Here is a 21071-nt window from a genome sequence, read left to right as displayed (position 1 = left end):
CCGCGGCAAGGGAGCCGCCCCCGCAGGCAAGGAGCAACGCGCATGCGACTCAGGGCACGATTGGTCGGATTGATCGCCGCGGGGCTGCTTGCAGCGACCGCCTGCGCACCGGGCGAGCCGGAATCCAACGCCCCGACCGGGCCGGTCTCGGTGGACTTCAAGTCTTTTCAAGGCAAGCGCCTGACCTATGTGTACTTCACCGACGGACCGGACCTGGACGCGACGAAAACGGCCATCGCAGGCTTCGAGAAGGAAACCGGCGCAACGGTAGATCTCCAGGTCGTCCCCTTCGCCCAGCTCAACACCGCGCTGCAAGCACGCATCGCCTCCGGCACCGCACCGGAGGTCGCCAGGGTGCAGGACTGGTACCTGTACCGGGGCGAAGTGATCAACTTCGCGGACTACTTCGGCAAGTCCTACGCCGACGAATTCACCGACGGCGCACTGGCGGTCACCCGTGACAAGGAAGGCCGCCTCTACGCGGTGCCGAGCGACCAGACCATCAACGGCCCCTTCGTCAATGCCGACGCCTTCGCCAAAGCCGGTGTGCCGGTGCCGAACCCGACCGACAAACGGACCTGGTCGCAGTTCATGGCCGACGCGACCAAGGTCGCGCAGGCCAACGGCATGCCGTTCGCACTGACCATGGACGTCTCGGGCAATCGGCTGAGCACGATCCTCAGCCACTACGGCACCACCCTGATCGGCGCCGACGGCCAGGTCGGCCTCGACCAGGCCAAGGCGGAGCAGGCATTGGGCATGGTCAACGACCTGCTGCAGACCAACAAGTTGTCCAAGGACTTCTGGCTCGGCGCAGGCACCAGTTACAAGGGCGGCAACGAAGCCTTCCTGGCCGGACAGGCACCGGTGTATCTGTCCGGGCCGTGGCAGGTCGGGTCGTTCGCCAAGTCGGCGCCGTTCACGTGGGCGACCGTGCCCAATCCCTGTGCCGCCGAATGCGGTGGGTTCCCCGGCATGAAGATGATGGTGGCCTTCGCCCGCAGCAAGGAGCCGACGCTCGGCGCGGCTTTCGTGCAGTGGATGAACCGCGCCGAAAACCAGCGCGAGATCGACAAGGCCGCCTTCTGGCTGCCGACCCGCAAGGATCTGGTGGCCGCAGGCGTGCAGTATCCGTCCCGCGACGCCGACATGAACACCTTCATCCGCCAGATCGAGGTCACCCCGTCGGTCGACTTCGTCGCGGCGGCCAGCCCGGCCTTCACCGGCGCGGCCAACGCGCTGATCAAGGAGTTCGCCAAGGTGGTCGCCGGGCAGGAGAGCGTCGCCACCTGCGTGACGAACCTGCGCGCGCAGATCGCCGACATCATCAAGGCGTCCAAATGAACGCAGGCAAGCGCCTGATCAATCGGCGCAAGGTCGCGCCGTATCTGTTCGTGCTGCCGAACATGGTGATCTTCGGGCTGTTCACCATCTGGCCCGCGATCAACGGTTTCAACCTCAGCTTCTACGACAGCAACAACGGCCGGACCTTCCGTCCGGTCGGCACCGGCAACTATCGGCGCATCCTCGACAGCGCCGAATTCTGGGACGTCGCACGGCAAACGGTGCTGTTCGTCGTCGCGTTCGTGGTGGTGAGCACGGTGCTGGCGACCGGCCTTGCGCTGCTGTTGAATTCGCAACGGCGCGGGCGTGGCGCGTTGAGCGCGGCGTACTTTCTGCCGATCGTGGTGTCGCCGGTGGTGGTCGGGCTGGTGTGGAACGCGGCGCTGCAACGCCAGACCGGGTTGGTGAACCAGGTGACCAGCGCGCTCGGCTTCGGCCATCCCGCGTGGCTGGTCGATCCGGCCCTCGCGCTCGTCTCGGTGATCGTCGTCGGGGTCTGGATCCATCTCGGCTTCTACACCATGATCGTGCTGGCCGGGCTGCAGTCGATCGACGGCGCGCTCTACGAGGCCGCCACCATCGACGGCGCGAGCCACTGGCAGCTGATCCGGCGCATCACCCTGCCGCTGCTGCGGCCGACCACGATGGTGGTGGTCACGCTGGCCACCATCGCGGGGTTTCAGGCCTTCGACTTCATCTACACGCTCACCGGCGGCGGTCCGGTCGGTGCGACGACGTTGATCGTGCAGTACGTCTACACCAACGGTTTTCACGCGCCCATCAGCTACGGGCTCGCCAGCGCCGCCGCGGTGATCCTGTTCCTCGTCGTCTTCGCGGTCACCTTCCTCAACTACCTGGTCGGTAGGCGTCAGGAGGCGATGTGACCGACCAGTGGGTCTCGACCACCGGGCGCGCACCATCACTCGGCACGGTCGTGCGCACGACGGTGCTCATCGTCGGCGCGATCGTTGTGATCGCGCCGCTGGTCTGGGCCGGGTTGTCCTCGCTCAAGAGCCAGGCCGAGCTGGCCGCGCAGCCGCCGACGCTGTACCCGCACGCGGCCACCTTCGACAACTACCGAACCGGGTTGGCCGCCTTCGACTTCGGGCGGTATCTGCTCAACAGCACGATCGTGACGGTGGCGGCGACGCTGCTCACCCTGCTGATCAACGCGATGGCCGCCTACGCGCTGGCCAAGTACAACTTTCGCGGTCGTGACCTGCTGTTCCTGATCACGCTGTCCACCATCATGATTCCGTTGCAGGTGATCCTGTTGCCGGTCTACCAGGTGGTTTCCGCGCTCGGCATGACCAATTCGCTGCTCGGGCTGATCATTCCGCCCGCGGCGACGCCAACGGGGGTGTTCTTGCTCCGTCAGTACATGTTGTCGCTGCCCGACGAGACGATCGAGGCGGCGCGGATCGACGGGGCAGGCGAGTTCGCCATCTTCTGGCGGATCGTGTTGCCGCTGTGCCGACCCGCGTTGGCGGTACTGGCGATCTTCTCGATCATCTGGCGGTGGAACGACTTCCTGTGGCCGTTGATCGTCGCCCAGGACGAGTCCAAGCAGACGCTGCCGGTGGCGATCGCGCGCTTCGCCGGGCAGCAGGCGATCCCGTTCCCGCACATTCTCGCGGTGTCGGTGGTTTCGATCATTCCGGTGATCGTGGTGTTCCTGATTCTGCAGCGGCAGATCATTTCCGGGTTGGTGAGTGGAGCGGTGCGATGAGTCCGATACCGAGATTTGCCGCCGAGGAGCGTTCGGTGCATGCCCTCGATCGCCGTGGGTACGTGCGCGATTGGCTGAGCACGGCGGCGCTGTCGACACCGTGTGCGGATTTGCACGAGGTGCTCAACGCGCAGGGCAGTCCGTGGGGACCGGACGGTCGCTGGGTGCTGACCAACGGGCCGGACGTGGCGCCGTTGAAGCAGATTCTCTACCGGAAGCATCCGCTGGCCACCGCGCCCCTGCTGCCCGAAGTGCTGGCGGGCGGCGGCTTTTCCTGGGACCTGGGCTGGGGCAACAGTCGGCAGGCACGGTGGGAACACTGGCGGGCCGGCGCGGACGGGCTGCTCGACTGGAGTGAGTTCTGCTACACGCCGGAGTATCGGCAGTCGATCGCCGCAACGGTATTCGAGGTCGATCAAGCCGAGTATCGGGTGTTCGAGGTCGAATGTACGGGTCCGGTGGCGCTGTTCGTCGACGGTGAGTTGGTGTTGTCGGCAACGGAGCTCGCCTACATGGAGCCGTACCGGACCCAGGCGCGGGTGCGGTTGCGGTCCGGACTCACCGCGGTGCATCTGGTCAGCTGGCAGGTGGCGTTCCGCGAATGCAGGCAGGTCGCCGGGTTGCGTGTGTCGGGATTGCCGGTGCGGGTGGTGCTACCGGCGGCCGGTGCCGACGAATACCGTGCGGCGGTGGCGGAAGCCATGCTGGACGCGGTCGGGCTGGCGCCGTGGGCAAGCACCGACGGCACGGTGACGCTCAGCGGCCCGGTCGGGGCGCGGTATCTGGTTTCCGCGAGCGGAAGCGCCGAGACGCCGGTGGTGCTGACCGATGGGACCGCGCAATTCACCCTCCCCGGTGCCACCGAGACCGCCGCGGCGTCCATGCTCGGCACCGGCGAGGTGGAACTGACCGTCCGAGTGGATGATTCGGCGGCACCGATAGTCCGCAGGTTGCGCGCGGCACGCGTGCCTGCCGTGCACCGCGCCGAGCCGGTCGGCACCGATCCAGCGGTGTGGCGCGACGAATTGCTGCGCCACGTCGCGTCCGGCACACCAGGAATCGCCCGTGCCCTCGCCCGGCATTGCCTCGATCCTGCGGAGAAGTTGTCCGACGACGACCTCGCTCCAGCACTGTGGATGATCGAATCCCGAGCCGACTGCGCCGATTTCGAAGCCGTCGGACTCGTTCACCTGTGGCGGCGGCTCGACAACTGGTCACCAGCACAGCGCGAGCGAGTCGAGCAGGCACTGCTCGGCTTCAAGTACTGGATCGACCAGCCCGGTCTCGACGCCATGTGCTACTTCACCGAAAACCACCAATTCGTCTGGCACACCGCAGAAGCCATGATCGGCGACCTGTTTCCGGCGGCGCAGTTCGGCAATACCGGCTGGACCGGGCGCGACCACGCCGAGCACGGAACACGCCTTGCCGAGGACTGGATGCGACGGAAGCTGGCCGGCGGATTCAGTGAATTCGACTCCAACGCCTACCTAGCAATCGATGCGCTCGCCCTGGTTACCTGGATCGAATTCGCACCCGACGATCGACTGCGGCAACTGGCCGAGGTCCTGCTCGACAAGGCGCTGCTCACCCTGGCGAGCAACTCGTGGCGCGGTGTCCACGGTGCCGCGCACGGGCGCTCCTATGTGCCGACGCTGCGGTCGTCCCGGTTCGAAGAGACCGCGCCGATCATGTGGATCCTGTGGGGCACAGGGTCGTTGAACGCAGCGGTGTTGCCAGCCACCGCGCTGGCGACCGCCACCCGGTACCGGCTGCCCGAGCTGATCCGGGCGGTCGCCACCGAGCTGCCCGAGGAATGGGACGGACGACAGGTCTACTCCGGCACGTATCGACGACACCACGATCTGCTGGAGCGGCCGTACCGCTCCGATCTGCGCGTGTGGCGGACACCGGAGGCGATGCTGTCCAGCGTTCAGGACTACCGCTGCGGGCTGCCCGGTCTGCAGGAACACATCTGGGGCGCGACGCTCGGCCCCGAGGTGCAGGTGTTCGCGACGCACCCCGCGACGGACAGCACATCGTCGTCGGCCAGACCCAATGCCTGGGCGGGGCAGCGGGTCTTGCCGCGCGCCCACCAGCACCGGGACACCGTCCTCGTCGTACACCGCATCCCCGAGGAGGACCGCCTCGGCACGACCCACTTATGGTTCCCGACACCGCATTTCGACGAATGGACCACACACGGGCCATGGCTGGCAGGCCGCGTCGGCAACGGGTACGTCGCCGTCGCCACCGGCGGCGGGTTCCGAGCGCGCACGACCGGCGACGAGTGCGGCCAGACCTGGCTCCCCAACGGCGATGGCCTGGCTTACGTCGCGACCGTCGGATGTGCGGCGATCGACTCTTCGTTTGCCGACTTCGTTTCCGAGCTCACCGAGCCGGTGTTCACGCCTGACGCTGTTTCGTTCCGCGCACGCGACGGCAGGACACTCGCCTTGTCGTGGCCCGGCGTTTTCACCGTGAATGGCGGCGTGACACTGGATTCCGCCGACACCACCCATCTCGACAACCCCGCCGTGCACGTCCCGTTCGGCGCCGACCAGCTGGCGGCCGACTGGCACGGCCACCGGCTCGTCCTCGACCTGGCCAACGGCCGTCGGATCGAACCGCCGAGCACCGTTGCGCTTTCCGACACCGGAGCCACCGGTGTCGGGCGATGATCTGACCTCGGCACTGCACGCCGCTCCCCCACTTCCGCCCCGCACCGACCTCTCGCCCGCCGCCTTGATCGATGTCGGTGAGCGACTGGTCGCCCGCACCTGGTCCACGGGCCTGCCCTCCTGGTTCTGGGGTGAAGGCGTCTGCCTGCTCGGCATCGTGCGCTTCGCCGAGGCCAGACACCGACCGGTGCCCGCCGCCGTCGTGGACTGGCTACGCCAGCACCACGATTCAGGCATCAGCGTCTCCCACGTCAACAATCTCGCCCCCGGCACCGCGGCCCTGATCGCCGCCACCGACCACCCGGATCTCGTCGCCGCCGTGGATCTCCTCGATCAGTGGTTCGCGCAATCTCCGTTGATCACAAGGGCTCCCAACGGCGCCCTCGAGCACTGGCCCGACGGGGTCTGGGCCGACACCACTTTCATGGCAGGCGTCTTCCTCGGTCATCTCGGCGAGCACCGGCGCGATCCACGCTTGGTGGCTGCCTTCGGCGAGCAACTGCTCGCCCACGCCGACATCCTGCAGCACCCGGACACCGGCCTTTTCGCGCACGGATCGCATCGCGGCCACACCCTCTGGAACTTCTGGGGCCGCGGAAACGCCTGGTGCGCACTGAGTGCCGTCGAATACCTCGAGTTGGCCGCACGCGGCCGAGTCCCCGTCGACGACGACCAACTCGACCGGATCACCGACCTGCTGCTCCGCCAGCTGACCACCCTGGCCGCGCTACAACCCGACCACGGCGTCTGGAGCGTCCTGGTCGACAACCAACCCGAGAACGCGGGCATCCTCGAACCCTCCGCCGCCGCGGGCATCGGCGCCGCGATGCTGCGCACCGCGATCGTGCTCCCGCACTGCCCGCCCGAGATCCCCCGAGCGGGCTGGCGCGCGGTCGCAGGCGCTCTCGCCTACGTGGACCCCGCCGGCACCCTCACCAGAGTCAGCGCGGGCACCGTCCTACAACTGATCCCCTTCGGCTACAGCGTCATTCGCAACGACCGCAGCCAGCCCTGGGGCCAGGGTCTTGCCTTGCACGCCGTTGCCGCCGCGCTCCTGGCCCACGAGTCCGGCCTCAGCGCAGCGTTGCCTCGAGGATCGCATACGGGCTCGGCGTGGGAATGACGCGGTCGAGGGTGTAGCCCGCCGAATCCAACAGGTCGCGGTATTCCTGCTCGGAGCGCTCCTTTCCGGACACCATGCCGAGCATCGTCAGGTCGATGGCCTTGGTCAGGTGCGGCTCATCGCCGTCGGGCACGATCCCCTCGACGACCAACAGCCGGGCGCCGGGCTTCGCGGCCTGTGCGATCGCGGCGAGGATGCGGCGACTCGACGCGTCGTCCCAGTCGTGCAGGATGTAGCTGAGCAGGTAGATGTCGGCGGTCGGAACGACGGTGAAGAAGTCGCCCGCAACGACGTCGACCCGGTCGGCCATGCCGACGGCCGCCAGCGTGCGTTCGGCGTTCGGGACGACATTGGGCTGATCGAAAACGATGCCACGCCTGGTGGTGTCGGCATCCCGCTTGAGCAACTCGATCAGCACGCTGCCGTCGGCGCCGCCGATGTCGGCGATCGTCCGGCCCTCGGGCAGCTGATAGTTGTTGAACATGTTGCGAAAGCTCACCGTCACCCCGGCCATCGCCCGGCTGAACTGGGCCGCACGCTCCGGCTCTGCGGCCATCCACGACATGAACGGTTCGCCGAAATACTTTTCCGCACCGGGAGTTCCGGTGCGCACGGTGTGCAGCAGTTCGCTGAACGGGAGGTAGTGGGTTTCCATCCACATGCACGCCACTTCGTGCATCGAGAACGGATGCTTCTCCGAAAGCACCGCCCCCATCTCGGTGACCGTGACCAGGTCGCCCGGTCCGGTGGTGAACAGCCCCAACGGCGCCAGTGTCCGTACCAGCCTGGACAGCGCCTCCGGCTGCGCTCCCGTACGTTCGGCGAGCTTGCCGACGGGTTGCGGCCCTTCTTGCTCCAGGATGGTCACGACCCCCAGCTTCGCTACCACATAGACGGCCTGGGAAACCTGAAATCCGCTCAGGTACAGAATCATCGACGCGGGGATCGGCTGTTCGTCGGTCGTCGTGGTGTCGGACATGTTTTCTCCTACTTCCTTCGGCGTGATAGCGACGTGGTGGAGCAGATCATCCGGGCCGCGTCGCCGGGCCGGCCTGTCGCTCACCTGATGCTGGACGCCGCGCCGAGATCCCGTCAATGTATCGGACCGCCCAGCCGACCAGCCGTACCATGACACGTCATAGGACGAGAGCCCTTGCTGTGCAAGGGCTCTCGTCCTGAACCTGGCGGGCGCTCAGCGCACTGCCTTCTGCACCAGCGCACCGATCGCCTTTTCGTCGGCGGCGGTCAGCTTGGTGAGGGCGAACGCGCTGGGCCACATGGTGCCGTCGTCGAGGGTGGCGATGTCGTTGAACCCGAGCGTCGCATAGCGGGCCTTGAACTTCTCGGCGCTCTGGAAGAACAAGACGACCTTGCCGTCCTTGGCGTAGGAGGGCATGCCGTACCAGAGTTTCGGGGTCAGTCCGGGGGCATTGGTCTTGACGATCGCGTGGATGCGTTCGGCCAGCACCCGATCCGAGTCCTGCATCTGGGCGATCTTGGCGAGCACGTCGTTCTCGCCGTCCGCCTTGGCGGCGCGGGAACCACGGCGAGCCGCCGTCTTCAGCTCCTGGGCGTGCTCTTTCATCGCGGCGCGCTCTTCCTCGGAGAAGCTCACGGCGGTCCTTGTTGCGTTCTGCTGAGTAGCCATTGTTCTGATTTCCTTCTGTGTGAATGTTTTTCGGATGATCGTTGGGCTGGTTCGGTTTCAGCGGTCTTCCAGCAGACCGAGGACGTTGCCGTCGGGGTCGGTGACGGTGGCCACCCTGCGGCCCTCGCCGACGCTGCGGATCGGCTCCCGCACGGTGGCGCCCGCGGCGGTGAGTTCGTCGAGCCGCGCCTCGATGTCGACCACCTGCCAGTAGGCGACCGGCGCGGTCATGCCCTGTGGTCCGCCGTCCGGCACCAGCCCGATGTGCAGGTGTTCGAGATCGAAGCCGACGTAGTAGGGGCTCTCGATCTGCGGCGGCACGCCGAACAGCGCCGCGTATACCGCCTTGGCCTTCGCCAGGTCGGAGACGGGGTGCAGCATGGTCTTGATGCCCCTGGCCGGTGCGGCGGACATGAGTTCTCCTGGTGTCGTAGCTGTGGTCGAAATGGTCTGGTCGACAAGCGAACGGCCGTGTGGCGATCGAGCACTCGGAGGGCGATTGCTCCGGTGAGCCGTTCCTGTTGCGTCCATGGCAATAACGGTAGGTTCGGGGCAGCGGCCCGACATCCGTGCCGACCACGGAGAGCACCACGGAATCAGCACGTAACCCCGTGCCCGCACCGGAACGTGCCCGATACGCGAAGATGGAGACGTGTCGAAGCAGAAGGTTGCCGCCGGGATCTCGGACCGGGAGGCCGAAGTCCTGACTCTGGTCGGGCAACATCGCAGCAATGCCGAGATCGCCGCGGAGCTCTATATCTCAGTGCGCACGGTCGAAACCCACGTGTCGTCGCTGTTGCGCAAGGTCGGCGTCCCCGACCGCCGAGCGCTCGCCGGCCGCGCGGCCGAACTCGCCAAGGACGAGCCGACCAGCGAAGCGATCGCCATCCTGCCCGCGCCGTTGACCTCGTTCGTCGGCCGAGCCAGCGAGCGCGCCGCCCTGCGCGCGGCGGTCGCCGCGCATCGGCACATCACCGCACTCGGCCCGGGCGGCGTCGGTAAAACCCGGCTGGCCTTGGCCGTTGCCGCCGACCTTGCCGGCGAGTTCGCCGACGGCGCCTGGTTCGTCGACCTGGTCTCGGTGACCGATCCGGCGATGACCGGCGCCGCGGTGGCGCGTTCGCTCGGCCTCGGGGAACACCAGGGCCGCAGCATCGACGACTCCGTGCTCAACGCCTTGGCCGGACGCCACACCTTGCTCGTGCTCGACAACTGCGAGCACCTGCGCGAGGGTGCTGCGCCGTTCATCGAACGCCTGCTCGCGCACTGCCCGCGGGTGACCGTCCTCGCCACCAGCCGGGCCCGGCTCTTGGTGCCCTTCGAGCAGGTCTATGTCGTTCCCCCGCTCAGCCTCGACGGCGACGACGACGCGGTCACGCTGTTTCTGGATCGGGCTGCCGCCCTTGGCTGGCCGATCGATCCGGGGCAGCTCGGCCAGGTGAGCGAGGTCTGCCAGCGGCTCGACGGGCTGGCGTTGGCGATCGAACTCGCGGCCGCGCGGCTGCCTACCCTCGGCCTCGATGGCCTCACCGCGAGCCTCGCCGATCCGCTGCGACTCCTCGTCGGCGGACGCAGGGCCGACGACCGGCATCGCTCGGTGCGCGCCATGCTCGACTGGAGTCAGGCGCTGCTCACCACCGAGGACCAGCAGGTGCTGCGGCGTATCGCGGTGTTCGTCGCGCCGTTCACCGCCGCCGATGCCGCCGAGGTGGCCGGGTATCCGCCACTGGACCCGAACGCCGTCGCGGACGGGCTCGCCCGGCTCGCCGAACAGAGCCTGCTCGCCGCCGTGCCGACCGCGCGCGGCACCCGCTACCGCGCACTGGAGACGATCCGCCAGTACGAGACCGAGCAGCTCGTCGAGACCGGCGAACTGCCCGAAGTGCTTGCCCGCCATCTGCACTGGTGTTCGGCGACCGCCGCCGCGCTCGCCGGGCCGACCACCCCCGCATGGCGCACCGGATTCGACTCGGCCGTCGACGATATGCGCGCGGCTTTGGCGTGGGCGGCGGAACAGCCCGAGCACCGTGCCGCCGCGCATGCACTGGCGTTGGCCATGGCGGAGCTGACCTTCACCCGCAATCTGGTCGGTGAATCTCAGCGACGGTACGAACAAGCGGCCGCACTCACCGACGACCTGATCGCGGCGGCCGCCGCACTGCGCCGCGCCGCCCAGGTGGCCGGGTGCCGCCGACGCGGCGAGGACATGTTCCGGCTGCACCGCGCCGCCGCCGAGACCGCCCGCGCCGCAGGCGATCCGGCCGGGGCCGCCCGCGACCTGGCCACGGCCGCGATCACCGTGTACCGCCTCGCCGAGTCGTTCTCCGAACCACCGCCGCCCGGTGCGGCGGCGGCGCTGCTTGCCGAGGCGCGCGAGCTGGCCGGCGACGACCCTGCCGCCTTGGCAGCAGTTGCCCTTGCCGAGTGCGGGGTGCACACCGAGACCGTCTACGCGGACCGTGCCGAGCTGGAAACTGGGATGTCCGAAGCGATCTCGCTCGCTGAGCGCGCGGTCGAACTGGCCTATCAGGCTGGCGATCCGGTGGCGGAGAGCGCGGCGCTGGATGCGCTCGCCGCGGCGCAGTGTTGGACCGGAGATACCTTCGCGACCGCCGAGACAACCCGTCGACGAGTCGAACTGCTTGCCACAGTATCGGTTTCACCGGCCACCGAGCTCGAACGCGGCAACGCGCTCGCCGAGGCGGCCGAAACCTGTATCGGTGTCGGCGATCTGACCGGCGCGCGCCGCTGGGGCAGGCAGCTCCGCGACCTCCCGCTGCTCGCCGAACAGGGCGATTTCGCCACCTCCCGGCTCATGGTCGCGGAGGCGTTGGCAGGGAACCTCGATGAGGTATTGACCGCCAGTAGACGTTTCCTCGACGCATGGGAACTCTCCGGGCGCTTGCCTGCGCCGCATCTCGCGATGGCGGCGGCCGCGGTAGCGCTGGCGCACGGCCTGCGCGGCGACGACGCGGCGCGCGCCGAGTGGCTGGCGATCGTCGACGAGCTCTGCGTCGCCCCTGCGCAAAAGACCGGTTACAGCGCGGTTTTCGACGCCATCGTGCTGCTGCACCTCGGCCGCGCCGACCAGGCCATGGCAGGCCTGACCGCGGAACCCGACGAGCTCGACGAGCAGGTCATCTGGGTGTGGCGGCACTGGTATGCCGCGCTCCGCGCCGAGGCCGCGGTGCTCACCAACCATCCGGACGCTCGCACCCACCTCGCCACCGCTCGAAAAGCAGTGGCGGGCAACCCGATCGCGGACGCCATCGTCGACAGGGCCACGGCGCTCCTCGACGACGACCCCGCGCGCGTGCGCGCCACCGCGGCCGCGTTCGAGGCCGCTTCCTGCCCCTACCAGCAAGCCAGAAGCCTCACCCTCGCCGACGCGACTACTCGCTGAGGGTTACGGTGCTGCCGTAACCCCGGCGCAGTGTGGCAGCGAGCACGGACTGCTGCTGCTCAGGCTCGAGCGCACGCGGCGAGCCCGCCGCGGCGGCGGTCAAGTAGATGCCGCTGGCCCACTCCACCAGGTGGACATTGGCGATCGCCGCGTCCAGCGTCGGGCCGACGGCGACCGCACCGTGATTGGCCATGATGGCAGCGCTCTTGTCGCGCAAGGCTTCTCGCACGCTGCTGGCGAGCTCGGTGGTGCCGAACGCGGCGAACGGGGCGACTCTGATCGCGCCGCCGAGCAGGAGCTGCTGATAGTGGATGCACGGCAGTTCGTCGCGCACCAGCGACAGCGCGATGGCGTTCGGGGAATGGGTGTGCACGACTGCGGCCGCGTCGGAGTCGTGGTAGACGCCGAGGTGCAGTTCCACCTCGGAGGTTGGCTGCCAGTCGCCATCGACGATCGTGCCGTTCAGGTCGATGAGCGTGACGTGCTCCGGCGCCGCGTCCGCGAGGGCGAGCCCGGTCGCGGTCACCGCGACAAGATCGCCCTGCCTGCAGCTCACGTTGCCTGCGGTGCCGATGACCAGACCGTCGGCGGCGAGTCGGCGCGCGGCGGCGGCGACTGCCGCACGTTGCATGGTGAAATCAGCGTTTCGGAGGGACACATCGCGCACGGTACCCGTATAACTGAAGCAAGTTCAGGTTCGGTTCAAAGCTGGTCAGAGCGTATACCGGCACGTCTCCCGCCTTCGGCATCGAATGACGCGTCGGACCATGTCCATCGATCCGCCAGGAGTGAGCATGAACAGCACGACAAGCAGTGCCCGTCGCCCACGGGCCGCAGCGATGGTCGCGGCCCTCGGCTGCACCATGACCGCCGTCGCGCTCGGGCCGGCAACGGCGGAAGCGAGCACCGGCGGTGTCTACGTGGCGCTGGGCGACTCGGATGCCGCCGGGTCGGTGGTCTTCCCGCAATCGGAACTGCTCACCTGCGCGCGGTCGACAGCCAACTACCCCTCGCTGGTGGCGAAAGCATTGCAGGTGCAGACCTTCCGTGATGTCACCTGTGCGAGCGCCACCACCAAACATCTCACCCAGCCGCAGCCGGGTAACGTCGTCGGCGTCGCGCCACCGCAGTTCGACGCGCTCAGCGCCGACACCACGCTGGTCACGATGTCGATGGGCGGCAATGACATCGGGATCGCCGACGACGCGTACGGCTGCGTCAACCCGTTCCCTGCGGCCGCCGGGCACTCGTGCGCCGCCGACTTCACCGCGGGCGGCCGCGACACGTTCGTCGAACGCACCGACGCGCTCGCGGCGACCTACGGCGACGTGCTCGAGCAAATCCATCAACGCGCACCGCACGCACGGGTGCTCGTCGTCGGCTACCAGTACTTCTTCCGGCCCGGCGGATGTCCTGCGGCACACCCGATTTCGTCCCGCGACAGCGACTACCTCCAGCAGTCGCTCTCCCGGCTCAATGCCATGGTTGCCGCACAAGCCGCGGCGCACAACGCCACCTACGTCGATCTCGAGCCGTCCACGATCAACCACGATGCGTGCGCCCCGGTCGGCGACCGCTGGGCCGAGGGCATCATTCCGTCGCCACCGACCGGCGGAACATCGTTGATCCCGGTACATCCAAACGCCGCCGGATACGAGAACACCGCTCGTCAGATCCTGGCCGCCCTCGGCCACTAGCCGCTCAGAGCGCTTCGATGATCGATTGACCGGACGGAGTGCGGAAGGACCGGGTGGTGACGCCTGCGTTCGGATCGAGTTTGTCCACCGAGCGGAAGTGGAACTGCACCTCGTTCGGCGCCGCTTCCAGCACGCCATAGCCGTGGTCGACCATGTTGATGTACTTCGCGTGCGGATTGCGGGCGCGCCTGGCCGCCTCCTCGTTGCGCGCGGCAACGACGGGATCGCCTGTGCCCGTTGGCAGATAGCCGCCGTCGCCCGCGTTGGTCGAAGTGACCGACGGGACAAGGTATTCCACGGCCGCGCGCTTGGTGCCTGGCGGATTGACCTGGGTGCCGGTGACAGTGCCCGGCGCAAAACCGGTGTCCCACAGCTCGCCTGCGTATCCATTGTGGTCGTCGCCGGTGACCAGGACCATGTTCTTGATCTGCGCGGCCGCGGTGGACAGGATGTGGGTCCGCTCGGCGCCGTAACCGTCCCAGCTGTCCATGAAGGCACGGCTGCCGTCGTCGCCGGTCACCATGCCCATCATCATCACCGCGTTGCCCATCACCTTCCAGGTCGCGTCCGAGCCGCTCATTCCGTCGAGCAGCCACCGAGTCTGGTTGTCGCCCAGCATGCTTCGGCCGCCTGCGTCCGCGGCCGAACACACCCCTGACGCGTCACCGCACGGTTGTGCGTCCCGATACTGCCGATCGTCCTGTACCCACAGCTCCACGGTCTTCCCCAGCCGCAGCGAGCGATGCGTACGGTTCGGTGCACCGGGAAAGCGCGGGACCGGCATGTGCTCGAACCACGCCTGCCAGGCCCACTGCTTCTTCTGCTCGAAACCGACGGCGCCCTCGACCTTGTCGGCGCCGAATCCGGTCCAGCCTTCCTTCCAGTAGTTGTTGCGGTATTCGTGGTCGTCCCACATCGGCACGAAGGCGTGGCGGCTGTGCATCAACTGAAGATCGGTGTCGGAGCGATACTTTCGGTACTTCTCCCGCATCTGCTCCAGCAGCTGCGGGTAGGCATTGACTTCGACGCCGCGGACGCCGGGCTTGGTGAACTCGTAGATGTAATCGCCGAGGCAGATCACCAGATCGAGGTCTTCGGCGGCCAAGTGGCGATGCGCGGCGTAGTAGCCTTCCTCGAACGCTTGGCAGGCGAACCAGCCGATCCTGACCGGCTCGGCGGAGTCGGCGGGCCGGAGCGTCTTGAACCGGCCGATCGCCGATTCCGTTCCCCGGCCGCGGAATTGGTAGAAGTACTGCTCCCCCGGACGCAGTCCCGCGGCCTCGAAATGGACGGTGCCGTCGGCGCCGGTGGTGACGGTCTCGGTCAGCTCCGGACTGGACAGATCGTCGCGACGGGACACGACGACCGCCAGCTTTCCCGCCGACCCCGCGCTGCCGCCGCTGACCCTGGTCCACAGCGTTGCCCCGTCGGTGCGCGGCACACCGGCCATCACCCCGGCGCCGAACAGCGGATTCCCGATCAGATCGGCGGCGCCGTCGGGCGCCTGCCGCAATATCGGCGCGGCGAACCCGGTGGCGGGCACTGCCAGCATTCCGCCAGCGACCGCCAGACCGGCGAAGAACGAACGGCGAGGCACACTGCTGGTCATAACGCTCTCCTGTGGATCATCGTCGAATCATCAGGTCACCCAGGACAAATGGTACGAGCCGGTCGGTCTTGTCTTCACCGACGCGGCAGCCGCCGCCGGGGACTGTAACGTAAGTCCGCTGCCGTAGCTACAGCTACGCAACCGCGATCCGACGGATGAGACCCACGTCACTCACCCAGGACGACCGTCACGGATCCCCGCGCACAAATGGTTCGCGACAGCAAACAAGACCCCAGAACTGCGGGCCGAGACGTCGCGAATGCCACACGGCGGCAACGGATCATATAGTCGATGGGCATCTGGTCCGCAGCCTTGGAGGAGGTGTGGCGGCGAATGACCTCCATCATTCTCGACCACAGAGCACGACCCGACCGGCCGACGAGATGGCGCAACCCGCGCCTCTTGACGCGCGAACAGGAAGTACTCGTCGCCTGGGTGCGGTCCGGCTCGAAAACCGCGGCGGGAACGCAGCTGTCCCTGTCCCTCGGGACGATCGACGCGCATCTCGCTCGCATTCGCGACAAGTACGCCGCGGTCGGCCGGTCCGCCGAGACCAAGGCGGCCCTGGTGGCGCGTGCACTGCAGGACGGCCTGATCGTGCTCGACGATCTCTAGCGGTGCCCCAGGCAACGGTGTCGGACATTTGACCTACAGACAAACGATGCGAACCCGTGACATCGTCAGAGTTCGCGGACGAAACAGGACTGGGCATCCGGCGAAGGCCGCGCCGTCGTGCAGATCAGTTGCGCCCACGATCTTCGAGCGTTCTTAACCCGGGAACGGTCGCCGGACCAGCGACCGCAGTCGGAAATGGTGGGCACCTGTCATGAACCGTCGGCACACCTACGAGGTGACTGTGTCAGCCTCGGCTCTCGGCGAGCTCATCCTCGCGGTACACGAGGCAGCAGGCCAATCGGGCGGACCGTCGGCGCGCCGGTGGCGCTACGGCAACGTCGTCGGCATCAGCACGCCGCGCGTCCGCGACCTGGCACTGGCCACCGTGCGCGTCAAACATCTCGTCGATGGGCGCCCGATCGCGGCGATCACGGTCGCCGCCCACCGCAAGGTCGCCGTCGACGTCGTCTTCGTCCTCGACGAGTTCCAGGCGGCAGCGCAATTCCATTGCGCGACAACGGGCTCCGAAGAAGTCCTGGAGCAGGAAACCCACTGGGCCGAGTACCTCGCCACCAAAACCTCCGCGGCCCTCACCGCAACAGACGTCGCCGCCAACCTATCCCGCGGCTGCCCGACCGCCACCGATTCCACCGCAGGCTGAACCGCAGCGCACTAGCTGAAACTCGGTTCGCGCCAGCACAGGAATACTGCGCCACTGGTGGTTACCAAACGTGGCACGCTCGTGATCGCCAGCGATTCGCCAGCAACTTACCGCACAGGTCGCGACGCGGGCCGGGCGTGATACTTACGATATCGGCCATCTCCGCAGGATGAATTCCCACTGTCAGGAACACCCGAATAGGACGCGCGACTCCCGGCGACGGGATGTCAGGTGAATTGCGATGTGGTGATTACGCCCTCGACCTCGGCAGGCTGGCGAGTGGGCAGCACCGGGATCGCGTTGTTGCTGTAGCGGTGTTTGACGAGCGCGGCGGCGTCTTCCGCGGTTTCCGGGCGCCACGGCCTGGTCGACAGCTTTTCCAGCACGCAGATCAGCAGCATTTGCCTGGTGCGGGTGACCGGGTGGCAGTCCACATCCGAATCCCCGCCGTCCTCTTCGTGCGGGACGGTCTCGGTGAGCAGCCAGTAGAGCTCGGGGCCGAGCAGGATCGACTCGCCGTGGTTGTCGTTGAACCACCGGACCGAGTAGTCGATCAGCAGGTCCGCGATCTGCCCGCTCTGCTTCAGCGCGTCGACCAGCCGAGGCAGTCCCCCGGTACCTTCCACATTCCGCTGGATGAGGGTCGCGATTCGGTCCGCGACCTCGCGTAGCTGGGTGATGTCATGGTCCGGCCGCTTGGGCAGGGTCATCGAATCTCCTAACAGGGGCGGGTTCCACGCGCGGGTGGCTGGTCTTGGCACGACTGATCGGGTCGAGTCGCCGACGGTGAGTCTTGTTCGGTCTCGAGTCAGCGCGTTCGGCACCAACACCGGACGCCTGTTCTCGCTCACAACAATCCCGATCTGCCGGTGCGCGCCCGGCGGTGTGCTCGGATCGGGCCGGTTCGGCCCATTCCCGTCCCCGCCACAATTCAGCATTCGTCCACTGGTTGTCAATGGCCGCGCAACAGCTGATAGATATCACATAGTCGGCCCGGTTTCGCCGTGCCGAATGACAACGAAAACGTTTGAGCAGCAACGCGTTCAGTGACTGTTCATCGGATAAGATCAACGTTCATATCGCGTGATACCAGCCGCGCCGGCAAAGTCTTCGTAAACCTGCGTTATAGCGAATGGATCTATTTGATGTACGGGCGTCGACGCACAAAGCGCCGACACAATCGCCGTTATCTTTCAATCCGCAGCTGCACTGTTGTGGCGCAATACTTTTCGGTCGATTTCCCGGTCGAGCTGCGCGGTATCTCGGCGGCGAGATAGATGTCGCGCGGTTGTTCGAAGCGCGACACCCGAGGACGAAGAAAGTCCCGCAGCTCCGCCTCCGCCGGGTCGCGACCGGCGTGCGGCAACACGAAAGCGACCAACCGCCCGTACTCGGCAAGGCGATCAACGAGATTCATACCGAACGCCCTTCGGGAAGCAGACCACGGACAAAGGTCCGCGCCGCCATGCCGACCGCCTGATCTCAGGTGTCGCCGCCGCTCAGGGGTTGTCCGCGGCGTCCGCCAAGGAGAATTCGCCGATCGACCCCGGCGTGAAGTAGGTCTGCGCAAAGGTCTGCACCAAGGCGTCGACATGGTCGACGATGTCTTTCGCGGTGCCGTCGAAGACGCCGGACTGCCAGGCGCTGACCAGCTCGACGAACCCGCCGACGCCGAAGATCGCGGCCATCCGAATCTGCTTCTGGTCCGCATCCGGTGGCAGAAACCTTTGTGCCGCAATGACTACCAGATCACTGGTCATCTGAACCGCGGTACTGCGGCAGACCTCGAGCTTGGGGCTACCGCCGTGGTGCATCAGCAGGATCCGGCCGTAAGCGGGGTCGGCCGCCAACCGGTCGACGATCTCCGCCGCGGCGCGATGCGCGATCACATCGGGCCGCTCACCCTGACTCTGCCGGTAGACCTCGGCGATCACGCTGAGCATGTCGTCGCGCACGCTCTCCCACGCCGCGACAAGCAAGCCGTCGAGGTCGGTGAACTCCTCGTAGAAGTACCGATCGTTGATACCGGTCAGTGCGCAGACCCGCCGTTTCGACACCGCCGCCCAGCCGTCTTCGCGCCAGATGCCGATGGTCGCATCGATGAAACGGCTGCGGCGTTCGGCGCGGCGTTCCGCGGCGGTCCGGCCGCCCCACGTTCCTCCTCGCACACCTACATCTTGACAACCGGGACCCGCCGAACACAAACTGATGCCATGCGGCACCAATGGTGCACATCGGCCCCACTCTCCGCGGCGAGACCGTAACTCGCCCCGACCTGGTTGGCCGAGAAAGGAATTCGGCAATGTCGACAGTCACCGAGGACCGACAGACCCGCACTCGACAGGTGCTGCTGCCGGGCCGACCCGCCAAACACGCCAACGCGCTCGTCGCGACCGTGGAAGCGCTGACCATCGGGCTAGAGGAGCAGGGCGGGCTGATCGCGCGCATGCGCGGCACCGAAATGCTCCGCTTCCGGGCAGGCACCCGCCGCTTTCTCGCACTCACCAACCCCGAGCACGTCGATCACGTCCTGCACGCCGGGCGGCTGAACTATCACAAATCGTTCGAATACGAGCTGCTCCGCGCGCTGCTCGGGGTCAGCCTGTTCACCGACGAGGACGAGTCATGGCAACGCCATCGCACGCTGCTGTCCCCGATGTTCGGCAGGCGGCATCTCAACGGGCTCGTCGACCTGATGATCGAACCGATTCAGGCGAGCCTCGACGCGCTCGACGCGCAGTCCGGCCGGGTCGAGCTCGACATGGTCGGCGAGATGGTCGAGCTGACCCTCAATGTCGTCGGAAACGCCTTGTTCGGCCAGCAATTCGGCCGCATCGCGCACAGCATGTCCGGATACGTCACGGGCGGACTGCGTTTCGCCGAACGACTGGAGCGCGTCTTCCTCGTCGCCGCACCACCGAAGCTGCTGTGGCGGGCCGCGGCACGGACCGCGTTCACTCCGGTGCCACTGCCGCCGCCGTTGCATCGCATCCAGAAGATCGTCAAGATTCTCGACGGCGCCGTCTGGGACCTCGTCAACGATCGCGTCGAGCACCCGACCGACTCCCCAGACCTCCTCAACCACTTGCTGAACGCCGCGGACGCCGACGGTCGGCTGCCGTTGAAGCGGGTGCGCGACGAGTCGTTGACCTTCATGCTTGCCGGACACGAAACCACCGCGAACGCGCTGTCCTGGATGTGGTACCTGCTCGCGCTCAACCCGAATGCCAGAGCCAGGCTGCTCGACGAGGTGGACACGGTGCTGCAAGGCAGGACGCCGACCGCCGAGGACATCACGCGATTGCCTTGGACCGCAGCGTGTTTCCTGGAGGCGATGCGCTACTACTCCCCCGCGTGGGCGATCCCCCGCGTCGCCGTCGCCGACGACGTGATCGACGGCCATCGCGTGCGCAAGGGCACCACGGTGATCATCCCGGTGCACCACATTCACCACGACAAGAAGCTGTGGCCGAACCCCGACGAATTCGATCCGTCGCGGTTCCTGCCCGGCGCGAGCAAGGGCCGCCCGCGGTCGGCCTATCTGCCCTTCGGCGGCGGCAAGCGCATCTGCATCGGATCCAGTTTCGCGACCATGGAATCCGTCCTCATCGCCGCCATGTTCAGTCAGCAGTACGTGTTCGATCTCGTACCGGGGCACCCCGTCGAGCCGGAAGCCACGCTGACCCTGCGTCCCCGCCACGGCATCCGGATGACCGCGCGGCGCCGCGAGACCGCGCGATGAGCCGCATCGACCCGCGCGGCGCGGTCGTGGTGGTGACCGGAGCGGGCAACGGCATCGGTGCCGCCACTACGAAGCGATATGCCGGGCTCGGTGCGCAGGTGTGCGTGGTCGACATCGACGAATCAGGCGCAGCCGCAACCGCGGCGGCGTGTCGCGCGGCGGGCGGCGAGGCACACGTATTCCCTTGCGACGTCGCCGATCTCGGCGCGCTGCGGGCACTCGCGGACACCATCACCACGACCGTGGGACCGGTCGACGTCCTGGTGAACAATGCGGGCGTCGGGGTCGGCGGCCCCTTCCTGGACACCTCCCTCGACGACTGGCAGTGGCTGCGTTCGATCAACCTCGACGCAGTGGTGCACGGCTGCCACCTGTTCGGCGCGGCGATGGTCGAGCGGGGCAAAGGACATATCGTCAATGTCGCCTCGGGCGCGGCGTACATCCCCAACAAACGGATGGCGACGTACTGTGCCTCGAAGGCTGCCGTCGTCATGCTGTCCCGATGCCTGCGCGCGGACTGGGCGGCCAACCACGTCGGCGTCAGCGCGGTGTGTCCCGGCGTGATCAACACCGGAATTCTCGACCGAACGCGCCTGCGCGGCAGCGCAATCGGCGAACGAGCGTGGATGGCAAAGGCATTCAGCTACAGCCATGCGCCGGACAGCGTCGCGAAGGCGATCGTCGGCGCGGTCGCCCACAATCGTGCCCAGGTCTCGGTGGGCATCGAGGCGCAACTCGCTTATCACGGCCTCCGGCTGCTGCCCGGCGCGGTACACGACGTGTTGGCTCGGGCATGAAACCCCCGTCGAATGGAAACAA

At 67.2% G+C, this 21071-nt stretch carries 19 protein-coding genes; 11 read left to right on the top strand and 8 right to left on the bottom strand.

All coding sequences use genetic code 11. From position 1 onward, the window contains the following. Positions 1-42: 42 nt before the first annotated feature. Genes ACGFNJ_RS17615 through ACGFNJ_RS17595 form a run of 5 tightly spaced genes read left to right on the top strand, consistent with a single transcriptional unit; the run spans position 43 to position 6877 of the window. Entirely contained in the window at positions 43-1344 is a 1302-nt protein-coding gene (locus ACGFNJ_RS17615) for an ABC transporter substrate-binding protein (RefSeq protein ID WP_393448541.1), read from the top strand. Continuing rightward, complete coding sequence (locus ACGFNJ_RS17610) at positions 1341-2228, top strand: carbohydrate ABC transporter permease (protein WP_393448538.1); 888 nt, start codon at positions 1341-1343, stop codon at positions 2226-2228. Before ACGFNJ_RS17615 ends, ACGFNJ_RS17610 begins: the two co-directional genes overlap by 4 nt. Further along, a complete protein-coding gene (locus tag ACGFNJ_RS17605) occupies positions 2225-3073 on the top strand; it encodes a carbohydrate ABC transporter permease (RefSeq protein ID WP_393448535.1) in 849 nt (282 codons plus the stop codon). The genes ACGFNJ_RS17610 and ACGFNJ_RS17605 overlap by 4 nt, the downstream gene beginning before the upstream one ends. Continuing rightward, entirely contained in the window at positions 3070-5754 is a 2685-nt protein-coding gene (locus ACGFNJ_RS17600) for a hypothetical protein (RefSeq protein ID WP_393448532.1), read from the top strand. The genes ACGFNJ_RS17605 and ACGFNJ_RS17600 overlap by 4 nt, the downstream gene beginning before the upstream one ends. Further along, entirely contained in the window at positions 5741-6877 is a 1137-nt protein-coding gene (locus ACGFNJ_RS17595; protein WP_393448529.1) for a glycoside hydrolase family 88 protein, read from the top strand. The genes ACGFNJ_RS17600 and ACGFNJ_RS17595 overlap by 14 nt, the downstream gene beginning before the upstream one ends. Here the strand turns inward: ACGFNJ_RS17595 and ACGFNJ_RS17590 are convergent. From ACGFNJ_RS17590 to ACGFNJ_RS17580, 3 genes are all read right to left on the bottom strand, one after another. Then, entirely contained in the window at positions 6828-7856 is a 1029-nt protein-coding gene (locus ACGFNJ_RS17590) for a methyltransferase (protein WP_393448526.1), read from the bottom strand. The two genes, ACGFNJ_RS17595 and ACGFNJ_RS17590, sit on opposite strands and share 50 nt — an antisense overlap. Positions 7857-8069: 213 nt before the next feature. Beyond that, entirely contained in the window at positions 8070-8525 is a 456-nt protein-coding gene (locus ACGFNJ_RS17585; RefSeq protein ID WP_393448523.1) for an iron chaperone, read from the bottom strand. A 57-nt stretch (positions 8526-8582) separates the two neighbouring features. Then, positions 8583-8939 carry a VOC family protein gene (locus tag ACGFNJ_RS17580; RefSeq protein ID WP_393448520.1) on the bottom strand — a complete coding sequence of 119 codons (357 nt, stop codon included), beginning with the start codon at positions 8937-8939 and terminating at the stop codon, positions 8583-8585. A 238-nt stretch (positions 8940-9177) separates the two neighbouring features. On the opposite strand from ACGFNJ_RS17580, the gene ACGFNJ_RS17575 reads away from it, so the two are divergent. After that, positions 9178-11928 carry an ATP-binding protein gene (locus ACGFNJ_RS17575; RefSeq protein ID WP_393448517.1) on the top strand — a complete coding sequence of 917 codons (2751 nt, stop codon included), beginning with the start codon at positions 9178-9180 and terminating at the stop codon, positions 11926-11928. Here ACGFNJ_RS17575 and ACGFNJ_RS17570 read toward each other — a convergent pair. Further along, entirely contained in the window at positions 11918-12586 is a 669-nt protein-coding gene (locus ACGFNJ_RS17570; protein WP_393448514.1) for a class II aldolase/adducin family protein, read from the bottom strand. The genes ACGFNJ_RS17575 and ACGFNJ_RS17570 overlap by 11 nt on opposite strands. 136 nt (positions 12587-12722) lie before the next feature. On the opposite strand from ACGFNJ_RS17570, the gene ACGFNJ_RS17565 reads away from it, so the two are divergent. Further along, entirely contained in the window at positions 12723-13625 is a 903-nt protein-coding gene (locus ACGFNJ_RS17565) for an SGNH/GDSL hydrolase family protein (RefSeq protein WP_393448511.1), read from the top strand. 4 nt (positions 13626-13629) lie between these two features. On the opposite strand, the gene ACGFNJ_RS17560 is transcribed toward ACGFNJ_RS17565, so the two are convergent. Further along, complete coding sequence (locus tag ACGFNJ_RS17560; RefSeq protein ID WP_393448508.1) at positions 13630-15234, bottom strand: alkaline phosphatase D family protein; 1605 nt, start codon at positions 15232-15234, stop codon at positions 13630-13632. Between the two features lie 333 nt (positions 15235-15567). On the opposite strand from ACGFNJ_RS17560, the gene ACGFNJ_RS17555 reads away from it, so the two are divergent. After that, positions 15568-15849: a LuxR family transcriptional regulator gene (locus ACGFNJ_RS17555; protein WP_393448505.1), complete on the top strand. Its 282-nt coding sequence runs from the start codon at positions 15568-15570 to the stop codon at positions 15847-15849. A 241-nt stretch (positions 15850-16090) separates the two neighbouring features. Then, positions 16091-16510, top strand: coding sequence for a hypothetical protein (locus ACGFNJ_RS17550; protein WP_393448502.1), 420 nt, complete (start codon positions 16091-16093; stop codon positions 16508-16510). Between the two features lie 227 nt (positions 16511-16737). On the opposite strand, the gene ACGFNJ_RS17545 is transcribed toward ACGFNJ_RS17550, so the two are convergent. From ACGFNJ_RS17545 to ACGFNJ_RS17535, 3 genes are all read right to left on the bottom strand, one after another. Beyond that, complete coding sequence (locus tag ACGFNJ_RS17545; RefSeq protein ID WP_393448499.1) at positions 16738-17220, bottom strand: hypothetical protein; 483 nt, start codon at positions 17218-17220, stop codon at positions 16738-16740. A gap of 476 nt (positions 17221-17696) precedes the next feature. Next, positions 17697-17927, bottom strand: a complete 231-nt coding sequence (locus ACGFNJ_RS17540; protein WP_393448496.1) for a hypothetical protein — start codon at positions 17925-17927, stop codon at positions 17697-17699. 82 nt (positions 17928-18009) lie between these two features. Further along, the gene (locus ACGFNJ_RS17535; protein WP_393448493.1) at positions 18010-18678 is read right to left on the bottom strand and encodes a TetR/AcrR family transcriptional regulator; all 669 of its coding nucleotides are present in this window, start codon (positions 18676-18678) and stop codon (positions 18010-18012) included. A 134-nt stretch (positions 18679-18812) separates the two neighbouring features. Here ACGFNJ_RS17535 and ACGFNJ_RS17530 point away from each other — a divergent pair, with 134 nt between their 5' ends. Together ACGFNJ_RS17530 and ACGFNJ_RS17525 are read left to right on the top strand one after the other, a co-directional pair. Then, positions 18813-20252, top strand: coding sequence for a cytochrome P450 (locus ACGFNJ_RS17530; protein WP_393448490.1), 1440 nt, complete (start codon positions 18813-18815; stop codon positions 20250-20252). After that, positions 20249-21049, top strand: coding sequence for an SDR family NAD(P)-dependent oxidoreductase (locus ACGFNJ_RS17525; protein WP_393448487.1), 801 nt, complete (start codon positions 20249-20251; stop codon positions 21047-21049). The genes ACGFNJ_RS17530 and ACGFNJ_RS17525 overlap by 4 nt, the downstream gene beginning before the upstream one ends. Positions 21050-21071 lie beyond the last annotated feature (22 nt).

The organism is Nocardia sp. NPDC049149 (assembly GCF_043197455.1).
Lineage (GTDB): Bacteria > Actinomycetota > Actinomycetes > Mycobacteriales > Mycobacteriaceae > Nocardia.
This window is presented reverse-complemented; position numbering and strand designations above follow the sequence as displayed.

What these genes read in the sequence shown, in the direction of transcription:
- ACGFNJ_RS17615 (WP_393448541.1), top strand. Translation starts at nt 43, where the DNA reads ATGCGACTCAGGGCACGATTGGTCGGATTGATCGCCGCGGGGCTGCTT.
- ACGFNJ_RS17545 (WP_393448499.1), bottom strand. Translation starts at nt 17,220, where the DNA reads ATGACCCTGCCCAAGCGGCCGGACCATGACATCACCCAGCTACGCGAG.
- ACGFNJ_RS17600 (WP_393448532.1), top strand. Translation starts at nt 3,070, where the DNA reads ATGAGTCCGATACCGAGATTTGCCGCCGAGGAGCGTTCGGTGCATGCC.
- ACGFNJ_RS17610 (WP_393448538.1), top strand. Translation starts at nt 1,341, where the DNA reads ATGAACGCAGGCAAGCGCCTGATCAATCGGCGCAAGGTCGCGCCGTAT.
- ACGFNJ_RS17560 (WP_393448508.1), bottom strand. Translation starts at nt 15,234, where the DNA reads ATGACCAGCAGTGTGCCTCGCCGTTCGTTCTTCGCCGGTCTGGCGGTC.
- ACGFNJ_RS17580 (WP_393448520.1), bottom strand. Translation starts at nt 8,939, where the DNA reads ATGTCCGCCGCACCGGCCAGGGGCATCAAGACCATGCTGCACCCCGTC.
- ACGFNJ_RS17590 (WP_393448526.1), bottom strand. Translation starts at nt 7,856, where the DNA reads ATGTCCGACACCACGACGACCGACGAACAGCCGATCCCCGCGTCGATG.
- ACGFNJ_RS17585 (WP_393448523.1), bottom strand. Translation starts at nt 8,525, where the DNA reads ATGGCTACTCAGCAGAACGCAACAAGGACCGCCGTGAGCTTCTCCGAG.
- ACGFNJ_RS17530 (WP_393448490.1), top strand. Translation starts at nt 18,813, where the DNA reads ATGTCGACAGTCACCGAGGACCGACAGACCCGCACTCGACAGGTGCTG.
- ACGFNJ_RS17525 (WP_393448487.1), top strand. Translation starts at nt 20,249, where the DNA reads ATGAGCCGCATCGACCCGCGCGGCGCGGTCGTGGTGGTGACCGGAGCG.
- ACGFNJ_RS17540 (WP_393448496.1), bottom strand. Translation starts at nt 17,927, where the DNA reads ATGAATCTCGTTGATCGCCTTGCCGAGTACGGGCGGTTGGTCGCTTTC.
- ACGFNJ_RS17565 (WP_393448511.1), top strand. Translation starts at nt 12,723, where the DNA reads ATGAACAGCACGACAAGCAGTGCCCGTCGCCCACGGGCCGCAGCGATG.
- ACGFNJ_RS17555 (WP_393448505.1), top strand. Translation starts at nt 15,568, where the DNA reads ATGACCTCCATCATTCTCGACCACAGAGCACGACCCGACCGGCCGACG.